This window comes from Pseudomonas sp. RL_5y_Pfl2_73, from assembly GCF_963970515.1.
Lineage (GTDB): Bacteria > Pseudomonadota > Gammaproteobacteria > Pseudomonadales > Pseudomonadaceae > Aquipseudomonas.
In genome coordinates, this window is record NZ_CAXAPD010000007.1 from 82,206 (window position 1) to 102,707 (window position 20,502).

Here is a 20,502-nt window from a genome sequence, read left to right on the forward strand (position 1 = left end):
TCAGATCCCCAACTGCTGACGCTGGCGCTTCAAGTGCTCCGGCATCTCTTTGTAGACGTCTTCGAACAGCGTCGCGGCGCTTGGAATCTGCCCGCCGGCGAGGGTGCCGTACTGCTCGGCCTCCTTCTGCGCGGCGATCACCTCGGCTTCGAGTTCGGCGGTGACTGCCGCATGTTCCTCTTCGGACCACTGGCCGCTCTTCACCATGTGCTGCTTGAGGCGCGCAATCGGATCGCCCAGCGGGAAGTGGCTCCAGTCGTCGGCGGGGCGGTACTTGGAGGGATCGTCAGAGGTGGAGTGCGGGCCGGCGCGGTAGGTGACCCATTCGATCAGCGCCGGGCCGAGGTTGCGGCGGGCACGTTCGGCGGCCCAGCGCGAGGCGGCGTAGACCGCCATGAAGTCGTTGCCATCGACACGCAGGGAGGCAATGCCGCAACCGACGCCGCGTCCGGCAAAGGTTGTGGCTTCACCGCCGGCAATGGCCTGGAAGGTGGAGATCGCCCACTGGTTGTTGACCACGTTGAGGATCACCGGCGCCCGGTAGACGTGGGCGAAGGTGAGGGCCGTGTGGAAGTCCGATTCGGCAGTGGCGCCGTCACCGATCCAGGCCGAGGCGATCTTGGTATCGCCCTTGATCGCCGAGGCCATGCCCCAACCCACGCCCTGGACGAATTGCGTGGCGAGGTTGCCGGAAATGGTGAAGAAACCGGCATCCTTGACCGAGTACATGATCGGCAACTGCCGGCCCTTGAGCGGATCGCGCTCGTTGGACAGCAGTTGGCAGATCAGGTCCACCAGCGGCACGTCGCGGGCCATCAGGATGCTTTGCTGGCGGTAGGTGGGGAAGCACATGTCGTCGATGTTCAACGCCAGGGCCTGGGCGCTGCCGATGGCTTCTTCGCCAAGGCTTTGCATGTAGAACGACATCTTTTTCTGACGCTGGGCGACGACCATGCGGTTGTCGTAGATGCGCGTCTTGAGCATGGCACGCATGCCCTTGCGCAGGATTTCGACGGGGATGTCCGCGGCCCAGTCGCCCAAGGCATTGCCCTGGTCGTCGAGCACGCGGATCAGGCTGCGGGCCAGGTCCGCGGTGTCGGCGGGTTCGACGTCGATGGGAGGTTTGCGCACCGTGCCGGCATCGGACAGATGCAAGTAGGAAAAGTCGGTCTTGCAGCCGGGACGGCCCGAGGGTTCGGGAACGTGCAGGCGTAGCGGTTCATACGCTGGGTTCATGGCTTTCTACGCTCGATCTTGTGAATTTCTTGTAGTGGGCGCGCTAGCTGACGAATTTCCCCGGGTACGGGAAATTGTCCTACAACAATCATAGGCTCGACGAAGAAGAATATTTTTCTCTGTTGGCTTGCTGTTCAGATCATTTGAAGATAAAAAATCTGCACAATGATAAAAAACAGGATTATTTGTCTCATGCGTAAATTGGATCGCACCGACATCGGTATTCTGAACAGCCTTCAGGGAAATGCCCGCATCACCAACGCCGATCTCGCCCGTTCGGTCAATCTGTCACCGACGCCGTGCTTCAACCGTGTCCGGGCGATGGAGGAACTGGGGGTGATCCGCGAGCAGGTCACGCTGCTGGACGCCGACCTGCTGGGGCTGCACGTCAACGTGTTCATCCACGTCAGCCTGGAGAAGCAGGTGGAAGAGGCGTTGCAGCACTTTGAAGAAGCGATTTCCGATCGGCCGGAGGTGATGGAGTGCTACCTGATGGCCGGCGATCCGGATTACCTGATCCGCGTGCTGGTGCCGACCATCCAGTCGCTGGAGCGGTTCATGATGGACTTTTTGACCAAGGTCCCGGGTGTGGCGAACATCCGCTCCAGCTTTGCCCTCAAGCAAGTGCGCTACAAGACCGCGCTGCCGTTGCCGGCCAACGGGTTGACCCTGGGCACCTGAAATTCAAAGGATCGCAGCCTTCGGCTGCGCCTACGCAAGCATCGCATTCCCATGTAGGAGCTGCCGAAGGCTGCGATCTTTTGATCTTAAAACTGATGAATCGCAACCTTCAGGTACAGGGCCAGCTCGCATGTTCATCTGTGGGAGCAAAGCTTGCTCGCGATGCAGGCGCCTCGGTTTCCCAGGAGACCGCGTCCACTTCATTGCGGGCAAGCCTTGCTCCCACAGGGAAGTGGGCATTAGAGCAACCGACACTGCATCGAAAAAACCAGCGCCATCGATTGCCCTTGCTCCAGCAAGCGCAACCCCGGTCGTCCTGACAGGTGATGGGCGTTGACCGGATGACTGACCGGTTCGATGCAGAAGAAATCCAGGCCCACGGGGCAGTACAGCAGGAAGTAGTCACTGCCACTGGCGCGGCATTCCAGCTCATAGCCCAGGTCCGGTTGCTGGATCAGACAGTGCCCGTCCCAACCACCGAAGCCGTTGTCGACCAGCGTGTCTGGCAGTAGACGGGCGTGCTGGAAATCCCACTCTGCGGGGATGTCCCTCAGTTCCGTTGGCAGTTTCGAGGCATCGCACAGCCAGACTTCACTGGCGCAGGTTTTCAGGCGAGTGCCAACGGTGCGCGGAAAATACGGATGCAAACCCAGCCCGTGCCACGCGGCCTGTTCGGCCATGTGGGTGACATGGATGGCGATGTGTAGCTGACCATCGCTCAGACGGATCCGCAGGCGGGCGCGGTAGGCGAAGGGGGATTGGCTGTCGAGTTGCAGCAAGGCTTGCTGGGCACTCTGTTCGACCACCTGCCACGGTTGTTGCCAGGCACTGCCGTGGATCGGGAAAGGGTCGTTGGGGCTGTTGGCTTCCAGGGCCAGCCAGTCGTCGGGGCAATCGAAACCGCCCTGGGCGATCCGGTTCGACCACGGGATCAACGGGAAGCAGCCGAGTTTGCCCGGCAGGCCGTTTTCCACGGCTTGCGCAGCGGGCGGACGCAACAAGGGCGTGCCGCTGCTGCGCAAGGTCCAGGCGACGACGCTGGCGCCCAGGTGCGGGGCCAGGGTGAGGCGGGTCAGTTCGTCTTCGAGGTATAGGAGAGGCAGCGTCATGGTAGTCGCATCTTTCGAATGGGAAAAACCCGTTATGGCGAGGGAGTGGCCGCGACTGCGCCCTGTAGGAGCTCCTGCCGCATTTCAGCGGAGCCAGCACCCTCACCATAAGGGGGCTGGCGCGCAGCGTTACATCACCAGATGCGGCAGCCACAGCGAGATGGCGGGGACGTAGGTCACCAGCAGCAGCACCAGGAACAGCATGGCGTAGAACGGCAGCAGGGCCTTGACGGTGCTTTCGATGCTGACCTTGCCGATGGCGGACCCGACGAACAACACCGCGCCCACCGGAGGTGTGATTAGCCCGATACCCAGGTTCACCAGCATGATCATGCCGAACTGCACCGGATCCACGCCGATGCCCACGATCACCGGCATCAGGATTGGCGTGAGGATCAGGATCAGCGGCGCCATGTCCATCACGGTGCCGAGGATCAGCAGCATCGCGTTCATGCACATCAGGATCACGTAGCGGTTGTCCGACAGCGTCAGGAATGCGGTGGTGATCTTCGCCGGGATCTCCATCAGCGTCATGATGTAGCCGAAGCTGGCGGCAAAACCGATCAGGATCATCACGATGGAGATGGTGCGAACCGTACGGTGCATCAGTTTCGGCAACTCGCTCCACTTGTAGTCGCGGTAGATGCACATGGTCACGAAGAATGCCCACACCACGGCGATGGCGGCCGATTCGGTGGCGGTGAAAACACCCGAGAGAATGCCGCCAAGGATAATGAACAGGGTCATCATGCCCCACATGGCTTCCTTGCAGATCTTCAGCGCTTGCTTGAGCGGAATCACCTCGCCCTTGGGGTAATTGCGTTTTCTGGCGAACACCAGGCACAGCGCCATCAGGCTGAGGTTCATCAGGATGCCGGGCACGATACCGGCCATGAACAGCGAACCGATTGAGACGGTGCCGCCGGCCGCGAGCGAGTACAGCACGGCGTTATGGCTTGGCGGCGTCAGCAGCGCTTGTACCGAGCCGCTGACAGTGACGGCAGTGGCGAATTCACGCGGATAGCCGCGGCGTTCCATTTCCGGGATCAGCACCGAACCGACCGAGGCGGTATCGGCCACCGAGGAACCGGAGATCGCGCCAAAAAAACTCGAGGCCACGAGGTTGACCAAAGACAGGCCACCGCGTACGAACCCAACCAACACACTGGCGAATGCCACCAGTCGGCGGGACATGCCGCCCTCGGCCATGATCGCGCCAGCCAACACGAAGAACGGGATGGCCAGCAGCGAAAATTTGTTCACTCCGCCCGCCACCTGAATCATCATGGCCTGGAACGGGATGTCGATCCACCACGCCCCGATCAGGGCGGCAGCGCCCAGCGCATAGGCGACTGGCATGCCGACCAGGATCAACAACAAAAAACTGCCCAGCAGAATCAGAGCGTCCATTAAGCGGCACCTTCGTTTTCTTCAACCGGGTCGTACTGCACGACCCGACGCTGGCTTTGATCGCCCAGCAAGAGTTTTTCCAGGACAAAAATCAGTGTGAGGAAACCACCGAGCGGAATCGGCATGTAGGTGATGCCCACGCGCAGGGTGGGGATGGCGCTTATGAATTGATTCCAAGTGGTCATGCACAGCTTGGCGCCCCAGATGGTCATGAAGATGCAGATCGCTGCCATCAAGAGCTGGGTGAGAACCGAAGCGGCAGTTTGCAAGTGCGGTGGCATCCGGCTAGTGACCATGTCCACGGCCATGTGCGAGCCGGAGCGGTAGCTGGCGGCAGCGCCGATGAAGGTGAACACGATCATCAGCAGGATGGCGGTGGGCTCCGGCCAGCTTGAGCCGGTACCGAGTACGTAGCGGGCGAACACGCCCCAGGGAATCATCAGCGCGACGGCGAGGACAGAAAGGCCGGCCACCCAGATACAAGTCATGTAGATCGTGTCGTTGATACGCAGCAGCAAATTCTTCATCGGGTTCCACCGTAACCGGGTGCGCCTTTGAACCGCAGGCGCGCCCGGCCTTTTCATGAGTACCAATTGAAAGGCCTTACTGGACGGCTTCGATGCGTTTGATCAGGTCGGCATACGGCGCGCCGTATTTGGCCCGGATCGGTGCGGTAGCGTCGTAGAAAGGTTTCTTGTCGACGGTGATGAACTCGACGCCGGCGGCCTTGAGTTTTTCTTCACTGGCGGCGGACTTCTTGTCCCACAGCACGCGCTCTTCAGCCTGGGCTGCCTTGGCGGCTTTCTTCACCATGTCCTGCTGCTCTGGCGTGAGCTTGTTCCAGGTGATTTTCGACATCACGATGGGCTCAGGCAGGATCAGGTGACCGGTCAGGCTGTAGAACTTGGCGTTCTGGTAGTGGTTGTGCTCGAGCATGGTCGGCGGGTTGTTTTCCGCACCGTCGATCACGCCGGTCTGCAAGGCACTGAAGATCTCGCCGGTGTCCATGGCGATACCGTTGCCGCCCATGGCATTGATGGTCTCGATGAACATTGGGTTGCCCTGCACGCGAATCTTCATGCCCTTCATGTCTTCGAGCTTGCGCACCGGTTTCTTGGTGTAGAGGTTGCGCGTGCCGCCATCCATCCAGGCCAGGGCCACCAGGCCGAATTCGGAGTTGGTGATCCGGTCGAGGATCGCATCGCCGACTTCACCGTCGATGACAGCGCGCATGTGGGCCTGGTCGCGGAAGATGAACGGCATGTTGAACACGTTCACGTCCGGCACCACGGGGCCGACGATCCCCAGGCTGACCCGGGACATCTGGACCGCGCCGGCTTGCAACTGCTCGATCACTTCTTTTTCGGAACCCAGTACACCGCCCGGGAAATACTTGAACTTCAGTTCGCCGTTGCTCTCTTTTTCCAGGGTTTTGCCCATGGATTCCTCGGCGACCACGGTCGGGTAACCCTTGGGGTGGATGTCGGCGATCTTGATATCGAGGGCGTGGGCCGCCTGCGCCAGAAAGGCCAGGGGCAGGGCTGCGATCAGAAGCGTGCGTTTGAAGTTCATGGTCAATCTCCAGTGTTGTTGTTTTTATGTCTATCGATGTGAAGCGGCAAAGCAGATCAGTTGGCGGAGTGTTTCCGTCCTCCGAAAGCAGGTTCAACCAGGCCCTTGACGCCGGGGTCGACGGCGAACACGCCACCGGCCAGGGACTGCGGGTCGTTGTCGTCACCGGGGCGGATCGAGGTGACGAAGAGGGTGTCCAGGCGGCTGCCGCCGAAGGCGCACATGGTCGGTTTCTTCACGGGCACTTGCAGTGACCGGTCGAGGCGTCCGTCGGGGGTGAAGCGGTGAATCAGCCCGGCATCGTTGGCGCAGATCCAATAGCAGCCGTCGGCATCCACCGCAGCGCCATCCGGGCGGCCGGCCAGGGGCATCATGTCGACGAACAGCCGTCGGTTGGACGGCGTGCCGCTGTCGATGTCGTAGTCGAAAGCCCAGATTTGCTGCACCAGCGGGTGTGAATCGGAGAGGTACATCGTGCGCCCGTCCGGGCTGAAGCCCAGGCCGTTGGGCACGATGAAATCGCTCAGTTGCGCTTCGACCGGGCTGCGCTGGCCTGCCTCGTAGCGATACATCCGGCCTACGTCTGCGTTGGCACCCATGTTCAGCACCATGCTGCCGGCCCAGAAGCGACCCTGGCGGTCACAACGGCCATCGTTGAGGCGCATGTCGGCGCGGCTGTGCTCGACGCTTGCGCACAGTTCGCTGTCCAGGCTGGCGTCATCATTGGGGTGTAGGCGAAAGAAACCGCTTTCCATGCCGGCGATCCAGCCACCGTCCTGGTGACGGGCAATGCAGGCGAGCATTTCGGGCGCTTCCCAGCCCTGGATTTTTCCGCTGCCGGCATTCCAGCATTGCAGGCCACCGCTGGCGATGTTCACCCAATACAGGGCGTTTTCTTCGGGAACCCATACCGGGCTTTCCCCGACGGCGTTACGTGCATCGACAATCAATTCGGCTTGCATGGTGATTCCTTTGTGCGTGCGTATCCCATGAAAAACAGCGAATCAGTCGTCGAATGGGCCGGCCGCCACAAAGGCGCCACCCTGGTAAATCATGGCTGGGTCATCGGCGGCCGGCATCGGCTGTGCTTCGACCTTGGCGCGGAAGATTTCCGAGGTGTCCTTGGGCTGGTAGCCCAGGTGCGCGGCGTGGGTGTTGTCCCACCACACGTCGCGGTTGGCGGACACGCCGTAAACCACGGTGTGGCCGACTTGCGGGGTGTAGAGCGAGCATTCGATCAGTTGGGTGAGGTCGTCGAAGCTCAGCCAGGTGCTCATCATCCGGCGGTTCTGCGGTTCCGGGAACGACGAGCCGATGCGCAGGCTGACCGTCTCGATGCCGTAGCGATCGAAGTAGAAATTGGCAACGTCTTCGCCGTAGGACTTGGACAGGCCGTAGTAACCATCCGGGCGGCGCGGGGAGAGGGCGTCGAGGGTCTGGTCTTGTTTGTAGAAACCGATGACGTGGTTGGAGCTGGCGAAGATCACCCGCTTGACGCCGTGTTTGCGCGCGGCTTCATAGAGGTGGAACACGCCGCTGATGTTGGCGCCGAGGATCTCTTCGAACGGACGCTCCACCGAAACACCGCCGAAGTGCAGGATGGCATCGACGCCTTCGACCAGTTGGTGCACGGCCTGCTTGTCCGACAGGTCGCACAGCACCACTTCTTCGCTTTCGTCGATGGCCGGGGCCATGTTGGCGATGTCCGACAGACGAATGTGGCGTGCGAAAGGCTTGAGGCGTTCGCGCAAGACCTTGCCAAGGCCGCCGGCGGCGCCGGTCAATAGGAGACGATTGAAGGGGTGGCGAATCTGTGTCGTGGTCATGACATTACCTGAGCAAACAATGAGAGGTACAGTTGTTATAGGTTATCGTATGACTTGAAGGGGAATATCCTTATCCATCCGTTACCTTGTCAACGCTTGATCGACGAACCGCTCTGGATCGGCGTCCCTGCCGCAGGTTGCCATGGGGTGCGCTCATGACAATGGGTCCTGGTATTACAGAAGCGAGAATGGATAGTTGATAAAGAGGCGGTTCTCGTCGAATTCATTGGTGCTGTAGTCCCGACGAATCGATGCGTTACGCCATTTCACGTTGAGGCTTTTCAGCGCGCCGCTCTGCACGGTGTAGGCCAGTTCGGTTTCGCGACCCCATTCCTTGCCGTCATCAACAGTGGTGGTGTGCACGTTGTCGCCGCTGATGTAGCGGTTCATCAGGGTCAGGCCTGGCACGCCGACGGCGGCGAAGTTGAAGTCGTGGCGCACTTGCCAGGATTTTTCCTTGGCGTTGTCATAGCTGGAGTTGTAGCTGTCGTTCGCCAGCGTGCCGCCGCTGGTGCCGTTGACGCGCATCCAGGCATCGTCACCACCGACTTTTTGCAGACCGACGTAGAAGGTGTTGCCGCCGTATTTGGCCGAGAGCAGGGCGAACGCGGTTTTGTTGTCCAGGTCGCCGGCCAGCGCGCTGCCGTTTTCCTTACCAGTGAAGTAACCGAGATTGGCGCCCAGGGTCCAGTCGCCGATGGGCTGGCTGTGGGTCAGGTTGAAATATTGCTGCTGGTAGATGTCGGACAGTTCCGCGTACCAGACGCCGACCTGGGTGCGTTTTTCGTTGAAGGCGTATTCGCCGCCGCCGAAGTTGAAACGGTCGGAGGTGAACGCGCCGCGGCCGTTCATCGACAGGTCTTCCATGCTCGCGTCGTTGCGCGGGCTGTTGCCACGGAACTGGCCGCCGTAGAGGCTCAGGCCGTTGATTTCGGTGGAGGTCACCTGGCCGCCACGGAAGGTTTGCGGCAGGGAGCGGCCGTCGTCGGAACGCAGGATCGGCAGCACCGGCATCCATTCGCCGACCTTCAGTTCAGTCTTCGATACCTTGGCCTTGAGGGCCACGCCCAGGCGACCGAAGTCATCGGCCGGACGACCGTCATCGTGCACCGGCAGCAGTTGAGTGCCGGTGGTGCCGCGGCCGCTGTCGAGCTTGACCGAGTACATCCCCAGGATGTCCACACCGAAACCGACTGTGCCTTGGGTGAAACCGGACTTGGCGTCGAGGATGAAACTCTGGGTCCATTCCTCGGCTTTGCCCTGGGCGGCGTTGTCGTTGACGAAGTTGCGATTGAAGTAGGCGTTGCGCAGGTTCAGCGTGGCCTTGGCGTCATAGACGAAGCCTGCGGCGCTGGCGGTCGTTGGCAGAAACGCGGCGAGGCTGCTGCAACCGAGCAATAGCAGTGTGGGGCTGGCGTTGAGAAGGGTACGGCGGTTTGGACGGTTGTCGGGCGAAAAACGGACACGTGTGCTCACTATGACGCTCCCTTACTTTTTTGTTGTTTTTATTTGTCATACGTCGTCGTACAACATGAGGGGATTATTTGGAAGCGGCTCCTCGTTGTCAACTGGCCATTATCGGAATTATCCAACTCGGGGGTGCTTCAAAATGAGGCGTTTCAATGGTCGTCACCGATCGAGGTCAAGATCGCAGGCCGTGGCGCCGGGCGGATCCGGGGCTTGAGAATAGCGAGGAGGGTGCTTGGTTGTGCGATGACTGGTCTAAGACATTAGTCGAATGTCCCCGATCGGAAGGCTTGTGATCGTTCCCACGCTCTGCGTGGGAATGCATCCCGTGACGCTCCGCGTCACCTTCCAGAGGCGGAACGCGGAGCGTCCCTGGCGGCATTCCCACGCAGGAGCGTGGGAACGATCGGCAGGTGCTGGTTAGCCCGTGTTTCCTGTCCAGATGGGCCTGTGTTTATCCAGATGTAGGATCGTTCGGGATCGGGCTACGTTGTCTTGCGCCGTTGCCTACAACTGCGCCAGAATCCGCCGGCTTGTGCGCCTTGGGGCCAGGGCTTTATCGTTTCCGGGTCGCTGATTGAATCAGCGATCGGGTTTGGTAGCCCTGGTGTCGGTGCATAGCGTCATCGCTTGCAAGTGCAATCATGCACTTCGCTTTTTGGTGGCCATGCGCAGGGCCTCTTCGGAGGCGCCGGCTCCGATGCCCGGTCTACCAACCTTCGTATGGCCGCCACCCTAATTCGTTTGGTAGCGAGAGGGTGTTGGCTCCCATCTACAGCATCGGAGCTTCATCTATGTTCAAACCAACACCCAACCCACCGGATACAGATCCATCCAGCTCAAAAGCGTTCGACAAAGTCGCCGACCGCATCCTCGACTCCTACCTCAACCCCAAGCCCAGCAAACCCGAGGCCGATCCCGGCCAACTGTTCACCGTCGTCAACGGCGTCGACACCGAAACCCTTCTCGCCAACCTCAGCGAAAACCTGGCCTCGGCCAACGCCATGGTCAGTGACCTGGCCTTCGACCTGGAAGGTCCCAGGCGCCACATCGCCCTGGGCATCCAGCAACTGATCGAGCTGAGCGCAATGCTGGCGAACCGCGCGCTAGACAACGTCGAAGCGCGCCAGCCGACATAGCGCAAAACCCGCTTCTGTGGCGAGGGAGCAAGCTCCCTCGCCACAACAGCTTTCCCACAGGGAACACCGGTGTTTTCAAGAGTGGGTGAATGCTAGTCTTGATCAACGCTGTTGCCAGGGAGCCCTCATGGGCAATCACAAGATTGAGATTCGTCGCAGTAACATCGAGAAAATCCTGTTGGCCGCCGAGAAGGTCTTTGCCGAGAAAGGCTTCGGCAGCACCGCCATGGCCGACATCGCCGCCGAAGTGCAATTGCCGCGTTCCAACCTGCATTACTACTTCAGCACCAAGAGCGAGTTGTACAGCGCCGTGCTGTTTGACCTGCTGGAGGTGTGGAAACAGGACGCCTTGTGCTTCGAAATGTTCGACGACCCGCGGGTGGTGCTCAGCAGCTACATCCGCGCCAAGATGAACCACTCCCGCAGCCGGCCCTACGGCTCCAAGGTCTGGGCCAACGAAATCATCCACGGCGCCCCGACCCTGGGCCAGGCGCTGGACGCCAGCCTCTATGACTGGGCCAAGATGAAGGAAGCGAAAATCCGCCAGTGGGTGGAGGACAAACGCATCCTGCCGGTGGAGCCTTCAAGCCTGCTGTACATGATCTGGGCTTCGACCCAGCACTACGCCGACTTTGACCATCAGATCAATATCCTCAATGATCACCAGCCGCTGTCGGACATGCAGTTTGAGCGAGCGGTGCAGACGGTGACCGGTGTAATTTTGCGGGGGATTGGGTTGGAGCCGTAGTTTGTGCTCCAACGTAATGACGTGCGGTAGCGTGAGGTTGAAAGTAAGTTTGTTCCCGATATTAGTTGCTATTTTTTCACGTTGTATCTCTGATTTTTTTTAGATTATCGATTTTGAGTGCTCGTCGGGTGCTTTGGTTTTTTGACGCTGCATCGTTATATTGGCGCCGATCAGATTTATATGTCTTGTTGCGTTTTAAAGTTTTATAGAGTGCTTTGGCTGCTTCAAAGTCTTTTCGAAGAATAGGATCTTCCACGATTGGAGGTATTTTCTTGCTTCTTGCGAGGTCGTCATAAATGTATGCTTCCTCTGCACGATGTCTATGTCGCATAGTTAGAACATTTACTTCGCCTGCGGCATCTGTTTGTGCCCGTCTCCCAGGTCTACGAGGTCCTTCGTAAGTGATTTTTTTAGGAACTGCCGGGGAGTGGGCGGAGCTTGAGCTAGCTCCGGCCCGGGTGCTGGAGCCAGGCTGTTGTAGCCATTCTATTAATGAGCTAGACATCATTCTCTGGGAAGCTTGGGAAGCAGGTCGGGCAATAGCTCTGGACGAAAGATCTAATGCAGTCCGTTGTACCGGTAGACGACCTATCCCCCTTATTAACAATTTGTCCATAATAGGGAAACCCATAGTAGGGAAACTAAAGTTCCCACTCGGATCATACCGATTAACCGGATCCCCCCCACAATACGCATACGCATTAATCCCCCCGTCCCCAAAAGGACTCAACTCATCCGGACTGTTAAACCGCATCAACACCGGATTAAAAGCCCGATTACCCTGTCCCAATAAATAATGCCCCGTTACCGGATCAGTGCGTTCACCATTGAACCCAAGCAAACTGCTCAAGCCACTTTCCGCAGGTCGATGACCATAGGCGGTGTAAGCCATGCGCTGGGTGTCGGTGCCGGCCAGCGTCTGCAAAACCGACCGCTGCTGGTCCGTTGCCAGCAGCGTCGTCTCGGTGACGTTGGCGATGTGCAGGCGTTGCGCCAGGGGCTGGGCTTCATGGCGAAGGATCGTGAGTTCTACCTGGCCTTCTATTTCATTGACCAATTCGTTGTTCTGGTAAAAACGCTGCGTGCTCACGTGTTCCGCAGGTTTCAAGCCTGTCAGGCGGTCCAGGGGGTCGTATTGGTAGCGGCACAGTATCTTCATCGCTGACGTCGACATGGACTTGGCTCTTGTTGATGGACTCGGCAGGGTCAGGCTCGGGTATTTTTCGGGGGGTGTCTACTAGCAGAACTGTTAGTCCTAAGGGGGAGCCTTGAGATTTGTGTTGGGGCTGATGGCCTCATCGCGAGCAAGCTCGCTCCCACATTGGGTCTCTGGTGTACACAACATCTGTGAACGACCGGATCCCCTGTGGGAGCGAGCTTGCTCGCGATGGCGCCAGTCCAGACACCCCAGTCTTCAAGCCGTTACATGATAGGGATTACGCGGATCATGGTTCCAATCCAGAAACGGTTTGCCCGTGTCCACCGTCACCATCTCGATGCAGTCCTGCACCGGGCAGGTGATCTGGCACAGGTTGCAGCCCACGCATTCTTCATCGATCACCTCATACACATGGGTGCCGTCAGCCTGTTTGAGGCTGGCGATGGCCTGGTGTGAGGTGTCTTCGCAGGCGATGTGGCAGCGACCGCAACCGATGCAGGCCTCTTGATCGATCTTGGCGATGACCTGATAGTTGATGTCCAGGTACTTCCAGTCGGTGGTATTGCCCACCGCGCGCCCGGAGAACGCCTGCAAGTTGGCATGGCCCTGGCTGTCCATCCAGCGTGACAGGCCGTCCTTCATCTCTTCGACGATGCGAAAACCATGCAGCATCGCCGCCGTGCAGACCTGCACCGCGCCGCTGCCCAGGGCAATGAATTCTGCGGCGTCGCGCCAGCTGCCGATGCCGCCGATGCCACAGATCGGCAAGCCCTGGGTCTGCGGGTCGCGGGCGATTTCGCCGACCATGTTCAGGGCGATGGGCTTGACCGCCGAGCCGCAATAACCGCCATGGGTGCTCTGGCTGCCGACGCTGGGCAGGGCGACCATGCGGTCCAGGTCGACGCTGGTGATGGAGTTGATGGTGTTGATCAACGACACCGCATCCGCACCACCGCGATGGGCCGCGCGGGCGGCGACGCGGATGTCGGTGATGTTCGGCGTGAGCTTGACGATCACCGGCAACGAGCAATAGGTCTTGCACCAGCGGGTCACTTGTTCGACGTACTCCGGCACCTGGCCGACCGCCGCGCCCATGCCCCGTTCCGGCATGCCGTGGGGGCAACCGAAGTTCAGCTCGATGCCGTCGGCGCCGGTGGCTTCCACCAGGGGCAGGATGTTCTTCCAGGACTCCTCAACGCAGGGCACCATCAGCGATACGATCAACGCCCGGTCTGGCCAGTCCTTTTTCACCTGGGTGATTTCCCGCAGGTTGATCTCCAGGGAACGGTCGGTGATCAGCTCGATGTTGTTAATGCCCAGTACCTCGCGATTGGCACCGTAGTGGGCCGAATAGCGCGAGGACACGTTCACCGCCGCGGGATCTTCCCCGAGGGTTTTCCAGACCACGCCACCCCAGCCGGCCTCGAAGGCGCGGACCACGTTGTAGGCCTTGTCGGTGGGTGGCGCGGAGGCCAGCCAGAACGGATTGGGGGCTTTGATGCCGGCGAAGACAATCGACAGATCGGCCATTTACGCAGCCTCCACGTTGAGCATCAGTTGAGCGTTGATTGCCTCGGCGGCGAGTTTGCCGTGCTGCACGGCCTGTACGGTGAGGTCCTGGTCCAGGCTGGTGCAATCGCCGCCGGCGTAGACCCCGGGAATGCTGGTGCGCAGGTGTCCGTCCACCAGAATCCGCCCGTCCTGGCGCTTGAGTTCCCGGGCCAGCGGATCCACCAGCGCGTTGTCGTCGAAGGCTTGGCCGATGGCTTTGAAAATGGCGTCGGCGGGCAGGTCGAAGGTGTCGGTACCGATGACCAGTCGGCCGTTTTCAAGATGCGTGCGAGAGAAGCGCATGCCGCGCACCTGCCCGGCGTCATCGAGCAACACCTGTTGCGGTTGGGCCCAGGTCAGCAGGCGCACCTGATTGGTCTTGGCGATGTCTTGCTCATGCAAGGTGGCGCCCATGTCCTCAAGGCCGCGACGGTAGACCAGGTTGACGTCCCGGGCGCCGAGGCGAGCCATCTGCACGGCCATGTCGATGGCGGTGTTGCCGGCACCGAGGACGATGCAACGATCCGCCAGCGGTAATTGGCTGAGGTCGTCGACCTGGCGCAGTTCGCGGATGTACTCGGTGGCGGCCAGCAGCCCTGGCGCTTGTTCGTCACTCAGGCCCAGTTGTTTGCTGGCGGCAAGGCCGAGGCCGAGGAACACCGCATCGAATTGCTGATGCAAGTCGCTCAGGCTCAGGTTCTCGCCGAGTTTCTGACCGTGGCGGATTTCGATGCCGCCGATTTCCAGCAGGAAGTCCAGTTCACGTTGGGCGTAGTCGTCCACCAGTTTGTACTTGGCGATCCCGTATTCGTTGAGGCCGCCGGCTTTCTCCCGGGCTTCGAACATCACCACGTCATGGCCGTGCATGGCGCTGCGATGTGCACATGACAACCCCGCCGGCCCGGCCCCAACCACGGCGATGCGCTTGCCGGTGGCGGCGGCACGCTGGAAGGGGTGTTCGCTGAAGTGGGCGTTGTCCACGGCATAGCGTTGCAACGAGCCGATCAACACGGGGGCGCATTCATGGGTGTTGTTACGCACGCAGGCTTGCTGGCACAGGACCTCGGTGGGGCAGACCCGGGCGCAACTGCCGCCGAGGATGTTGGCCGAAAGAATCTTCTGCGCCGCGCCTTGGACGTTGTCTTGGTGGATGTTGCGAATGAACGAGGGAATGTCGATCTCGCTTGGGCAAGCATTCACACACGGCGCGTCGTAGCAGTACAGGCACCGGGACGCTTCCAGGTGGGCCTGGCGCGCGTTGAGTGGCGGCGCCAGGTCGCTGAAGCGGGCGGCGAGGGTGGCCGGGTCTTCCTGGGAATGGGGGAGGTGACTCAAGGGCTGGATCATGGAGTGGGCCTCACGGTGTTTGAGGTACTGCCTCTGGTGGGCAGTGTTTTTTTTCGTTGTCTGGACTGACGCCTTCGCGAGCAGGCTCGCTCCCACACTGGATCTTGGGTGGGCGCGAAATCTGTGTGAACAGCAGATCCCTGTGGGAGCGAGCCTGCTCGCGAAGGCCGAAGGCCTGGATTTCAGCGTTTCACAGCCGTTGGCTTATTCAACTCCGCCCGCTTGCTCAGCAAATCGAACACCGCCGGATACGCCGGCCGTTCGACGTAGCGCCCGGCGCCGCGCTCGGCCCGCAAGTCGCCATCGGCCCACATCAGCCGACCCTGGCTGATGGTGTGGCTGGGCACGCCGCGCACGGTCTTGCCTTCGAAGATGTTGAAGTCCACTTGCTGATGGTGGGTCTTGGCGCAAATCGTGCGACTGCCTTGCGGGTCCCAAAGCACCAGGTCGGCATCGGCACCGACGCGGATAGCTCCCTTGCGTGGATAGAGGTTGAAGATTTTCGCGGTGTTGGTGGAGGTGAGGGCGACGAAGTCCTGCATCGACAATTTGCCGCTGTTGACCCCTTCGTCCCAAAGCACCGCCATGCGGTCCTCGATGCCGGCGGTGCCGTTGGGGATCTTGCTGAAGTCGTCACGGCCGGCAGCTTTCTGTTCGGCGCAGAAGCAGCAATGGTCGGTGGCGGTGGTGTGCAGGTTGCCAGACTGCAAGCCGTGCCAGAGTGCTTCCTGATGCCCCCGTGGGCGGAAGGGCGGGCTCATCACGTAGCCGGCGGCGGTCTGCCAGTCCGGGTCGCGATAGACGCTGTCGTCCAGCAGCAAGTGGCCGGCCAGTACTTCACCGTAGACCGGTTGGCCCTTGCTGCGGGCGTAGGTGATCTCGTCCAGGGCTTCCTTGGTGGACACGTGCACCAGGTACAGCGGCGTGCCCAGGGTTTCGGCAATCCGAATGGCGCGGCTCGCGGCTTCGCCTTCCACTTGCGAGGGGCGTGACAACGGGTGGGCTTCGGGCCCGGTGATGCCCTGGGCCAGCAGCTTGCGCTGCAGGTGATAGACCAGTTCGCCGTTCTCCGCGTGCACGGTGGGCACCGCGCCCAGTTCCAGGCAGCGCTCGAAGCTCGCCACCAAGGTGTCGTCGGCGGCCATGATTGCGTTCTTGTAAGCCATGAAATGCTTGAAGCTGTTCACGCCGTGATGGTTGACCAGCTCGGCCATTTCTTCGCGGACCTGCTCGCTCCACCAGGTGATTGCCACGTGAAAACCGTAGTCGCTGGCGCTTTTCTCGGCCCAGCCACGCCATTGATGAAAGGCTTCCATCAGCGACTGCTGGGGGTTGGGAATCACGAAGTCAATGATCGAGGTGGTGCCGCCGGCGAGGCCTGCCGCCGTGCCGCTGAAGAAGTCTTCACTGGCCACCGTGCCCATGAACGGCAACTGCATGTGCGTATGGGGGTCGATGCCGCCGGGCATCAAGTATTGGCCGCTGCCATCGAGTACTTCGACGCCGGCCGGAACCTCCAGGTTTTCACCAATGGCCTTGATCACGCCGTCGGCACACAACACATCGGCGCGATAACTTTCATCATGGGTAATAACGGTGGCACCACGGATCAACAGAGACATTCCGAGTTCCTCGCAGGCATGACCGACTGTTGCCGGTTCTTTATGTTTTATCGATCACGGTTGTTAGGTGACGACGTCGTGCAGATTTGTATTCTTGTCACGATTGTCAGGATTAGACGCTAGCTGGAGTTGTTGAAATGAGCAAGATTATTTTTTATAAGTTTGTTCGATTATTAAGTAACTGAATTTAAAGGATTAAATTATAAAGTCACCAAAATGGTGAGCGTGTTCACCATTTTGACGCACTTGACAGGATCGATATTTGAGCGAGATTTATCATGGTAAATCAGCGTCTTGAAAGCGCTTGAAGTGCGGTCCAGACACCTCGCCTTGATTCGGGGTGCACCACTTTGAATCTCGAACTCGACAGGACGTGCAGGTCATCTAGCCTCAAGTCGATGAGCACGAAGTGAAGCAGAGTGGTTAATTGGCTTTAAATCTTTAGATATCAAATGTTTGAGAAGGTTATATCGATCGTCCGGTCAGCTCGGCGCGTTATTCGGCACGGTTATTGAGTGCCGTCGTGGTCTGGCGGGGGTGTCGGTAGCATGCGTGCAAGTACTCCGGCCATCGCCAGTCGATGAGCAAAAATAATGAAAACAGTGGAGCGGACATGACCAGATCAACAGTGACTGAGCGCGACGGGTTGTTCGAGCTTGAAGCCGGCAACGACGTCCTCGACAGCCCCCGTTATAACCACGACATCGCGCCGACCCAGGTGCACGAGCGAACCTGGAACAAATGGCACATCACCGCATTGTGGGTGGGCATGGCGATCTGCGTGCCGACCTACACCCTCGGCGGCGTGCTCACCGCCTATTTCGGCTTGACGGTAGGCGAGGCGCTGCTGGCGATACTGTTTGCCAACATCATCGTGTTGATCCCCCTGACCCTGAACGCCTTTGCCGGGACCAAGTACGGCATTCCGTTTCCGGTGCTGTTGCGCTCATCCTTCGGCGTGATTGGCTCCAACGTGCCGTGCCTGATCCGCGCCCTGGTGGCGTGTGGCTGGTTCGGGATCCAGACCATGTTCGGCGGGCTGGCGATCCACCTGTTACTCGGCTCGGTATTCGAAGGCTGGAAGAGCCTGGGGGGCACCGGCGAAGTGATCGGCTTCATGGTGTTCTGGGTCATCAACCTGTGGGTGGTGCTGCGCGGTGCCGAGTCGATCAAGTGGCTGGAAACCGTGTCTGCGCCACTGCTGGTGTTGGTGGGGGCGGGGCTGTTGCTATGGGCGTTACCCAACGTTTCGATGACTGAACTGATGGCGGTTCCGGCCAAGCGTCCCGAAGGTGCCGGCGTGACCAGCTATTTCCTTGCCGGGCTGACGGCCATGGTCGGTTTCTGGGCCACCTTGTCGTTGAATATTCCTGACTTCAGCCGTTATGCCAAGAGTCAGAAAGACCAGATCGTGGGGCAGATCATCGGCCTGCCATTGACCATGTTCCTGTTCGCTTCCCTCGGCGTGGTCATGACCGCGGCCTCGGAAAAGCTGGTGGGGGTGACCGTCTCCGACCCGGTGACCTTGATCGGGCACATCCAGAGCCCTGCATGGGTGGCCCTGGCGATGGTGCTGATCATTGTCGCCACGCTCTCGACCAACACCGCCGCCAACATTGTCTCGCCCACCAACGATTTCCAGAACCTGGCGCCGAAACTGATCGGCCGTACCAAGGCGGTGATGCTCACCGGGCTGGTGGGACTGGGGCTGATGGCCCACGAACTGCTGAAGAAACTCGGCCTGATCGTGTCCGAGGTCAGCCTTGAGTCGGTCTATTCCAACTGGCTGCTGGGTTATTCGAGCCTGTTGGGACCGATTGCCGGGATCATGGTGGTGGATTATTTCCTGATCAAGAAACAGCAGCTGGACCTGGCCGGGTTGTACCGCGACGACGTTTACCCGGCGTGGAACTGGAACGGCTTCATCGCCTTTGGCGTGCCGGTGGTGCTGACGCTGTTGTCACTGGGCAGCGATGCGTTCAGTTGGTTCTACAGCTACGGCTGGTTCACCGGCTCGGCGCTGGGCGGGCTGATTTATTACGGGTTGTGCAGTATGCAGGGGGCCAGCCCGGCTGTCGCCAAGTCACCGCTGCAATAACAGATGAATGCGGTTCCTGTGGGAGCGGGCAAGCCTGCTCCCACACTGGACCACGTTGACATTGAGAGAACTGCCCGAAGGAGATCCCCATGAACGCAGCCATCGACGTTTTGCAATCCACCCATCAGCACATCAACCGCGACCGCCTGTGGCAATCACTCATGGACCTGGCCCAGCTCGGTGCCACGGTCAAGGGCGGAGTCTGCCGGCTGGCCCTGACCGACCTCGATCGCCAGGCCCGCGACCTATTCGTGCAATGGACCCAGGCGGCGGGCTGCACCGTCAGCGTCGATGCGGTGGGCAATATTTTTGCCCGTCGCCCTGGGCGCAATCCGAACCTGCCGCCAGTGATGACCGGCAGCCACATCGACACCCAGCCCACCGGTGGCAAGTTCGACGGCTGCTTTGGCGTGCTCTCCGGGCTGGAGGTGCTGCGCACCCTCAATGACCTGAACATCGAAACCGAAGCACCGCTGGAAGTGGTGGTGTGGACCAACGAAGAGGGCTCGCGTTTCGCCCCGTGCATGATGGGCTCCGGCGTGTTCGCGGAAAAATTCACCCTCGAAGAAACCCTCGCCAAGGTCGACGCCGAGGGCATCAGCGTGGGCCAGGCGCTCAATGCCATCGGTTATGCGGGTTCGCGCCCGGTCAGTGGACATCCGGTGGGAGCGTATTTCGAGGCGCACATCGAGCAGGGGCCGATCCTCGAAGACGAAGGCAAGACTATCGGCGTAGTGATGGGCGCGTTGGGGCAGAAGTGGTTCGACCTGACGTTGCGCGGCGTCGAAGCCCACGCCGGCCCGACCCCGATGCACCTGCGCAAGGACGCCCTGGTGGGCGCCTCGATCATCGTCGGTGCCGTCAACCGCGCAGCCCTGGGTCATCAACCCCATGCCTGCGGCACGGTTGGTTGCCTGCAAGCCTATCCGGGGTCGCGCAATGTCATCCCCGGTGAAGTGCGCATGACCCTGGATTTTCGTCACTTGGAACCGGCACGGCTGGATTCGATGATCGCCGAGGTCAAGCAGGTGATCGAAGACACCAGCCAGCAGCACGGCCTGACCTTCGATTTGAAACCCACCGCCGACTTCCCGCCGCTTTATTTCGACAAGGGCTGCGTCGACGCCGTACGCGGCGCGGCCCAAGGCCTGGGCCTGTCCCATCTGGACATCGTCAGCGGTGCCGGCCATGACGCGATCTTTCTCGCCGAACTTGGCCCGGCCGGGATGATCTTTGTGCCGTGCGAAGGCGGCATCAGCCACAACGAAATCGAAAACGCCACCCCCGACGACCTCGCCGCCGGCTGCGCGGTGCTGCTGAGAGCGATGCTGGCCGCCTCCCAGGCGATTGCCGAGGGGCGTATGGCGGCGTGACGGGCTTCAGGATTAAAAGATCGCAGCCTCGTTGCACTCGACAGCTCCTACAGGGGAACGCGTTCATATGTAGGAGCTGGCGAAGCCTGCGATCTTTTGCTCTGGATCTTTCGCTCTGGACTCAATGGGTCTTGGAAAGATCGCGGCCTCGTTGCTCTCGACAG

General features: G+C 60.2%; 17 protein-coding genes. 5 read left to right on the forward strand and 12 right to left on the reverse strand.

The genetic code is table 11. The features are described from left to right. Positions 1 to 1,236 (reverse strand): 3-methyl-2-oxobutanoate dehydrogenase (2-methylpropanoyl-transferring) subunit alpha, encoded by a 1,236-nt coding sequence (locus AACY42_RS09035; protein ID WP_339478723.1) that lies wholly within the window; start codon positions 1,234 to 1,236, stop codon positions 1 to 3. Positions 1,237 to 1,428: 192 nt separating this feature from the next. Here AACY42_RS09035 and bkdR point away from each other — a divergent pair, with 192 nt between their 5' ends. Beyond that, on the forward strand, positions 1,429 to 1,917 hold the full coding sequence (gene bkdR / locus AACY42_RS09040) for a Bkd operon transcriptional regulator BkdR (RefSeq protein WP_339478724.1): 489 nt from the start codon (positions 1,429 to 1,431) through the stop codon (positions 1,915 to 1,917). A 239-nt stretch (positions 1,918 to 2,156) separates the two neighbouring features. Here bkdR and AACY42_RS09045 read toward each other — a convergent pair whose 3' ends face one another. From AACY42_RS09045 to AACY42_RS09075, 7 genes are all read right to left on the reverse strand, one after another. Next, positions 2,157 to 3,026: an aldose 1-epimerase gene (locus tag AACY42_RS09045; RefSeq protein ID WP_339478725.1), complete on the reverse strand. Its 870-nt coding sequence runs from the start codon at positions 3,024 to 3,026 to the stop codon at positions 2,157 to 2,159. 129 nt (positions 3,027 to 3,155) lie between these two features. Then, positions 3,156 to 4,436, reverse strand: a complete 1,281-nt coding sequence (locus tag AACY42_RS09050; RefSeq protein WP_339478726.1) for a TRAP transporter large permease — start codon at positions 4,434 to 4,436, stop codon at positions 3,156 to 3,158. Next, a complete protein-coding gene (locus AACY42_RS09055) occupies positions 4,436 to 4,963 on the reverse strand; it encodes a TRAP transporter small permease (protein ID WP_339478727.1) in 528 nt (175 codons plus the stop codon). Before AACY42_RS09055 ends, AACY42_RS09050 begins: the two co-directional genes overlap by 1 nt. A gap of 76 nt (positions 4,964 to 5,039) precedes the next feature. Then, a complete protein-coding gene (locus AACY42_RS09060; protein ID WP_339478729.1) occupies positions 5,040 to 6,008 on the reverse strand; it encodes a TRAP transporter substrate-binding protein in 969 nt (322 codons plus the stop codon). 56 nt (positions 6,009 to 6,064) lie between these two features. Beyond that, complete coding sequence (locus AACY42_RS09065) at positions 6,065 to 6,970, reverse strand: SMP-30/gluconolactonase/LRE family protein (protein WP_339478730.1); 906 nt, start codon at positions 6,968 to 6,970, stop codon at positions 6,065 to 6,067. Positions 6,971 to 7,012: 42 nt separating this feature from the next. Next, on the reverse strand, positions 7,013 to 7,834 hold the full coding sequence (locus AACY42_RS09070) for an NAD-dependent epimerase/dehydratase family protein (protein ID WP_339478731.1): 822 nt from the start codon (positions 7,832 to 7,834) through the stop codon (positions 7,013 to 7,015). 174 nt (positions 7,835 to 8,008) lie between these two features. Then, entirely contained in the window at positions 8,009 to 9,310 is a 1,302-nt protein-coding gene (locus AACY42_RS09075) for an OprD family porin (protein WP_339478732.1), read from the reverse strand. Between the two features lie 785 nt (positions 9,311 to 10,095). Between AACY42_RS09075 and AACY42_RS09080 the strand changes: the two genes are divergently transcribed. Both AACY42_RS09080 and AACY42_RS09085 read left to right on the forward strand, forming a co-directional pair. Next, positions 10,096 to 10,440, forward strand: coding sequence for a DUF6124 family protein (locus tag AACY42_RS09080; RefSeq protein ID WP_077507713.1), 345 nt, complete (start codon positions 10,096 to 10,098; stop codon positions 10,438 to 10,440). Positions 10,441 to 10,567: 127 nt separating this feature from the next. Then, positions 10,568 to 11,188, forward strand: a complete 621-nt coding sequence (locus AACY42_RS09085) for a TetR/AcrR family transcriptional regulator (RefSeq protein WP_339478735.1) — start codon at positions 10,568 to 10,570, stop codon at positions 11,186 to 11,188. 76 nt (positions 11,189 to 11,264) lie between these two features. Here the strand turns inward: AACY42_RS09085 and AACY42_RS09090 are convergent, their stop codons facing one another. The 4 genes from AACY42_RS09090 to hydA all read right to left on the reverse strand — a co-directional run bounded on the left by AACY42_RS09090 (position 11,265) and on the right by hydA (position 16,867). Beyond that, positions 11,265 to 12,362 carry an RHS repeat-associated core domain-containing protein gene (locus AACY42_RS09090; RefSeq protein ID WP_339478737.1) on the reverse strand — a complete coding sequence of 366 codons (1,098 nt, stop codon included), beginning with the start codon at positions 12,360 to 12,362 and terminating at the stop codon, positions 11,265 to 11,267. A 240-nt stretch (positions 12,363 to 12,602) separates the two neighbouring features. Beyond that, positions 12,603 to 13,877, reverse strand: a complete 1,275-nt coding sequence (gene preA / locus AACY42_RS09095; RefSeq protein ID WP_339478738.1) for an NAD-dependent dihydropyrimidine dehydrogenase subunit PreA — start codon at positions 13,875 to 13,877, stop codon at positions 12,603 to 12,605. Continuing rightward, positions 13,878 to 15,245 (reverse strand): NAD(P)-dependent oxidoreductase, encoded by a 1,368-nt coding sequence (locus tag AACY42_RS09100; protein ID WP_339478740.1) that lies wholly within the window; start codon positions 15,243 to 15,245, stop codon positions 13,878 to 13,880. 182 nt (positions 15,246 to 15,427) lie between these two features. After that, positions 15,428 to 16,867: a dihydropyrimidinase gene (gene hydA / locus AACY42_RS09105; RefSeq protein ID WP_339478741.1), complete on the reverse strand. Its 1,440-nt coding sequence runs from the start codon at positions 16,865 to 16,867 to the stop codon at positions 15,428 to 15,430. A gap of 613 nt (positions 16,868 to 17,480) precedes the next feature. Between hydA and AACY42_RS09110 the strand changes: the two genes are divergently transcribed. Continuing rightward, entirely contained in the window at positions 17,481 to 18,965 is a 1,485-nt protein-coding gene (locus tag AACY42_RS09110) for an NCS1 family nucleobase:cation symporter-1 (protein WP_339478742.1), read from the forward strand. A gap of 89 nt (positions 18,966 to 19,054) precedes the next feature. Continuing rightward, entirely contained in the window at positions 19,055 to 20,338 is a 1,284-nt protein-coding gene (locus AACY42_RS09115; protein WP_339478743.1) for a Zn-dependent hydrolase, read from the forward strand. The last annotated feature ends 164 nt before the right edge of the window (positions 20,339 to 20,502 follow it).

Bases quoted from the DNA above. Each gene is read 5' to 3' on its own strand.
- AACY42_RS09035 (WP_339478723.1), bottom strand. From the start codon at position 1,236: ATGAACCCAGCGTATGAACCGCTACGCCTGCACGTTCCCGAACCCTCG.
- bkdR (WP_339478724.1), top strand. From the start codon at position 1,429: ATGCGTAAATTGGATCGCACCGACATCGGTATTCTGAACAGCCTTCAG.
- AACY42_RS09045 (WP_339478725.1), bottom strand. From the start codon at position 3,026: ATGACGCTGCCTCTCCTATACCTCGAAGACGAACTGACCCGCCTCACC.
- AACY42_RS09050 (WP_339478726.1), bottom strand. From the start codon at position 4,436: ATGGACGCTCTGATTCTGCTGGGCAGTTTTTTGTTGTTGATCCTGGTC.
- AACY42_RS09055 (WP_339478727.1), bottom strand. From the start codon at position 4,963: ATGAAGAATTTGCTGCTGCGTATCAACGACACGATCTACATGACTTGT.
- AACY42_RS09060 (WP_339478729.1), bottom strand. From the start codon at position 6,008: ATGAACTTCAAACGCACGCTTCTGATCGCAGCCCTGCCCCTGGCCTTT.
- AACY42_RS09065 (WP_339478730.1), bottom strand. From the start codon at position 6,970: ATGCAAGCCGAATTGATTGTCGATGCACGTAACGCCGTCGGGGAAAGC.
- AACY42_RS09070 (WP_339478731.1), bottom strand. From the start codon at position 7,834: ATGACCACGACACAGATTCGCCACCCCTTCAATCGTCTCCTATTGACC.
- AACY42_RS09080 (WP_077507713.1), top strand. From the start codon at position 10,096: ATGTTCAAACCAACACCCAACCCACCGGATACAGATCCATCCAGCTCA.
- AACY42_RS09085 (WP_339478735.1), top strand. From the start codon at position 10,568: ATGGGCAATCACAAGATTGAGATTCGTCGCAGTAACATCGAGAAAATC.
- AACY42_RS09090 (WP_339478737.1), bottom strand. From the start codon at position 12,362: ATGTCGACGTCAGCGATGAAGATACTGTGCCGCTACCAATACGACCCC.
- preA (WP_339478738.1), bottom strand. From the start codon at position 13,877: ATGGCCGATCTGTCGATTGTCTTCGCCGGCATCAAAGCCCCCAATCCG.
- AACY42_RS09100 (WP_339478740.1), bottom strand. From the start codon at position 15,245: ATGATCCAGCCCTTGAGTCACCTCCCCCATTCCCAGGAAGACCCGGCC.
- hydA (WP_339478741.1), bottom strand. From the start codon at position 16,867: ATGTCTCTGTTGATCCGTGGTGCCACCGTTATTACCCATGATGAAAGT.
- AACY42_RS09110 (WP_339478742.1), top strand. From the start codon at position 17,481: ATGACCAGATCAACAGTGACTGAGCGCGACGGGTTGTTCGAGCTTGAA.
- AACY42_RS09115 (WP_339478743.1), top strand. From the start codon at position 19,055: ATGAACGCAGCCATCGACGTTTTGCAATCCACCCATCAGCACATCAAC.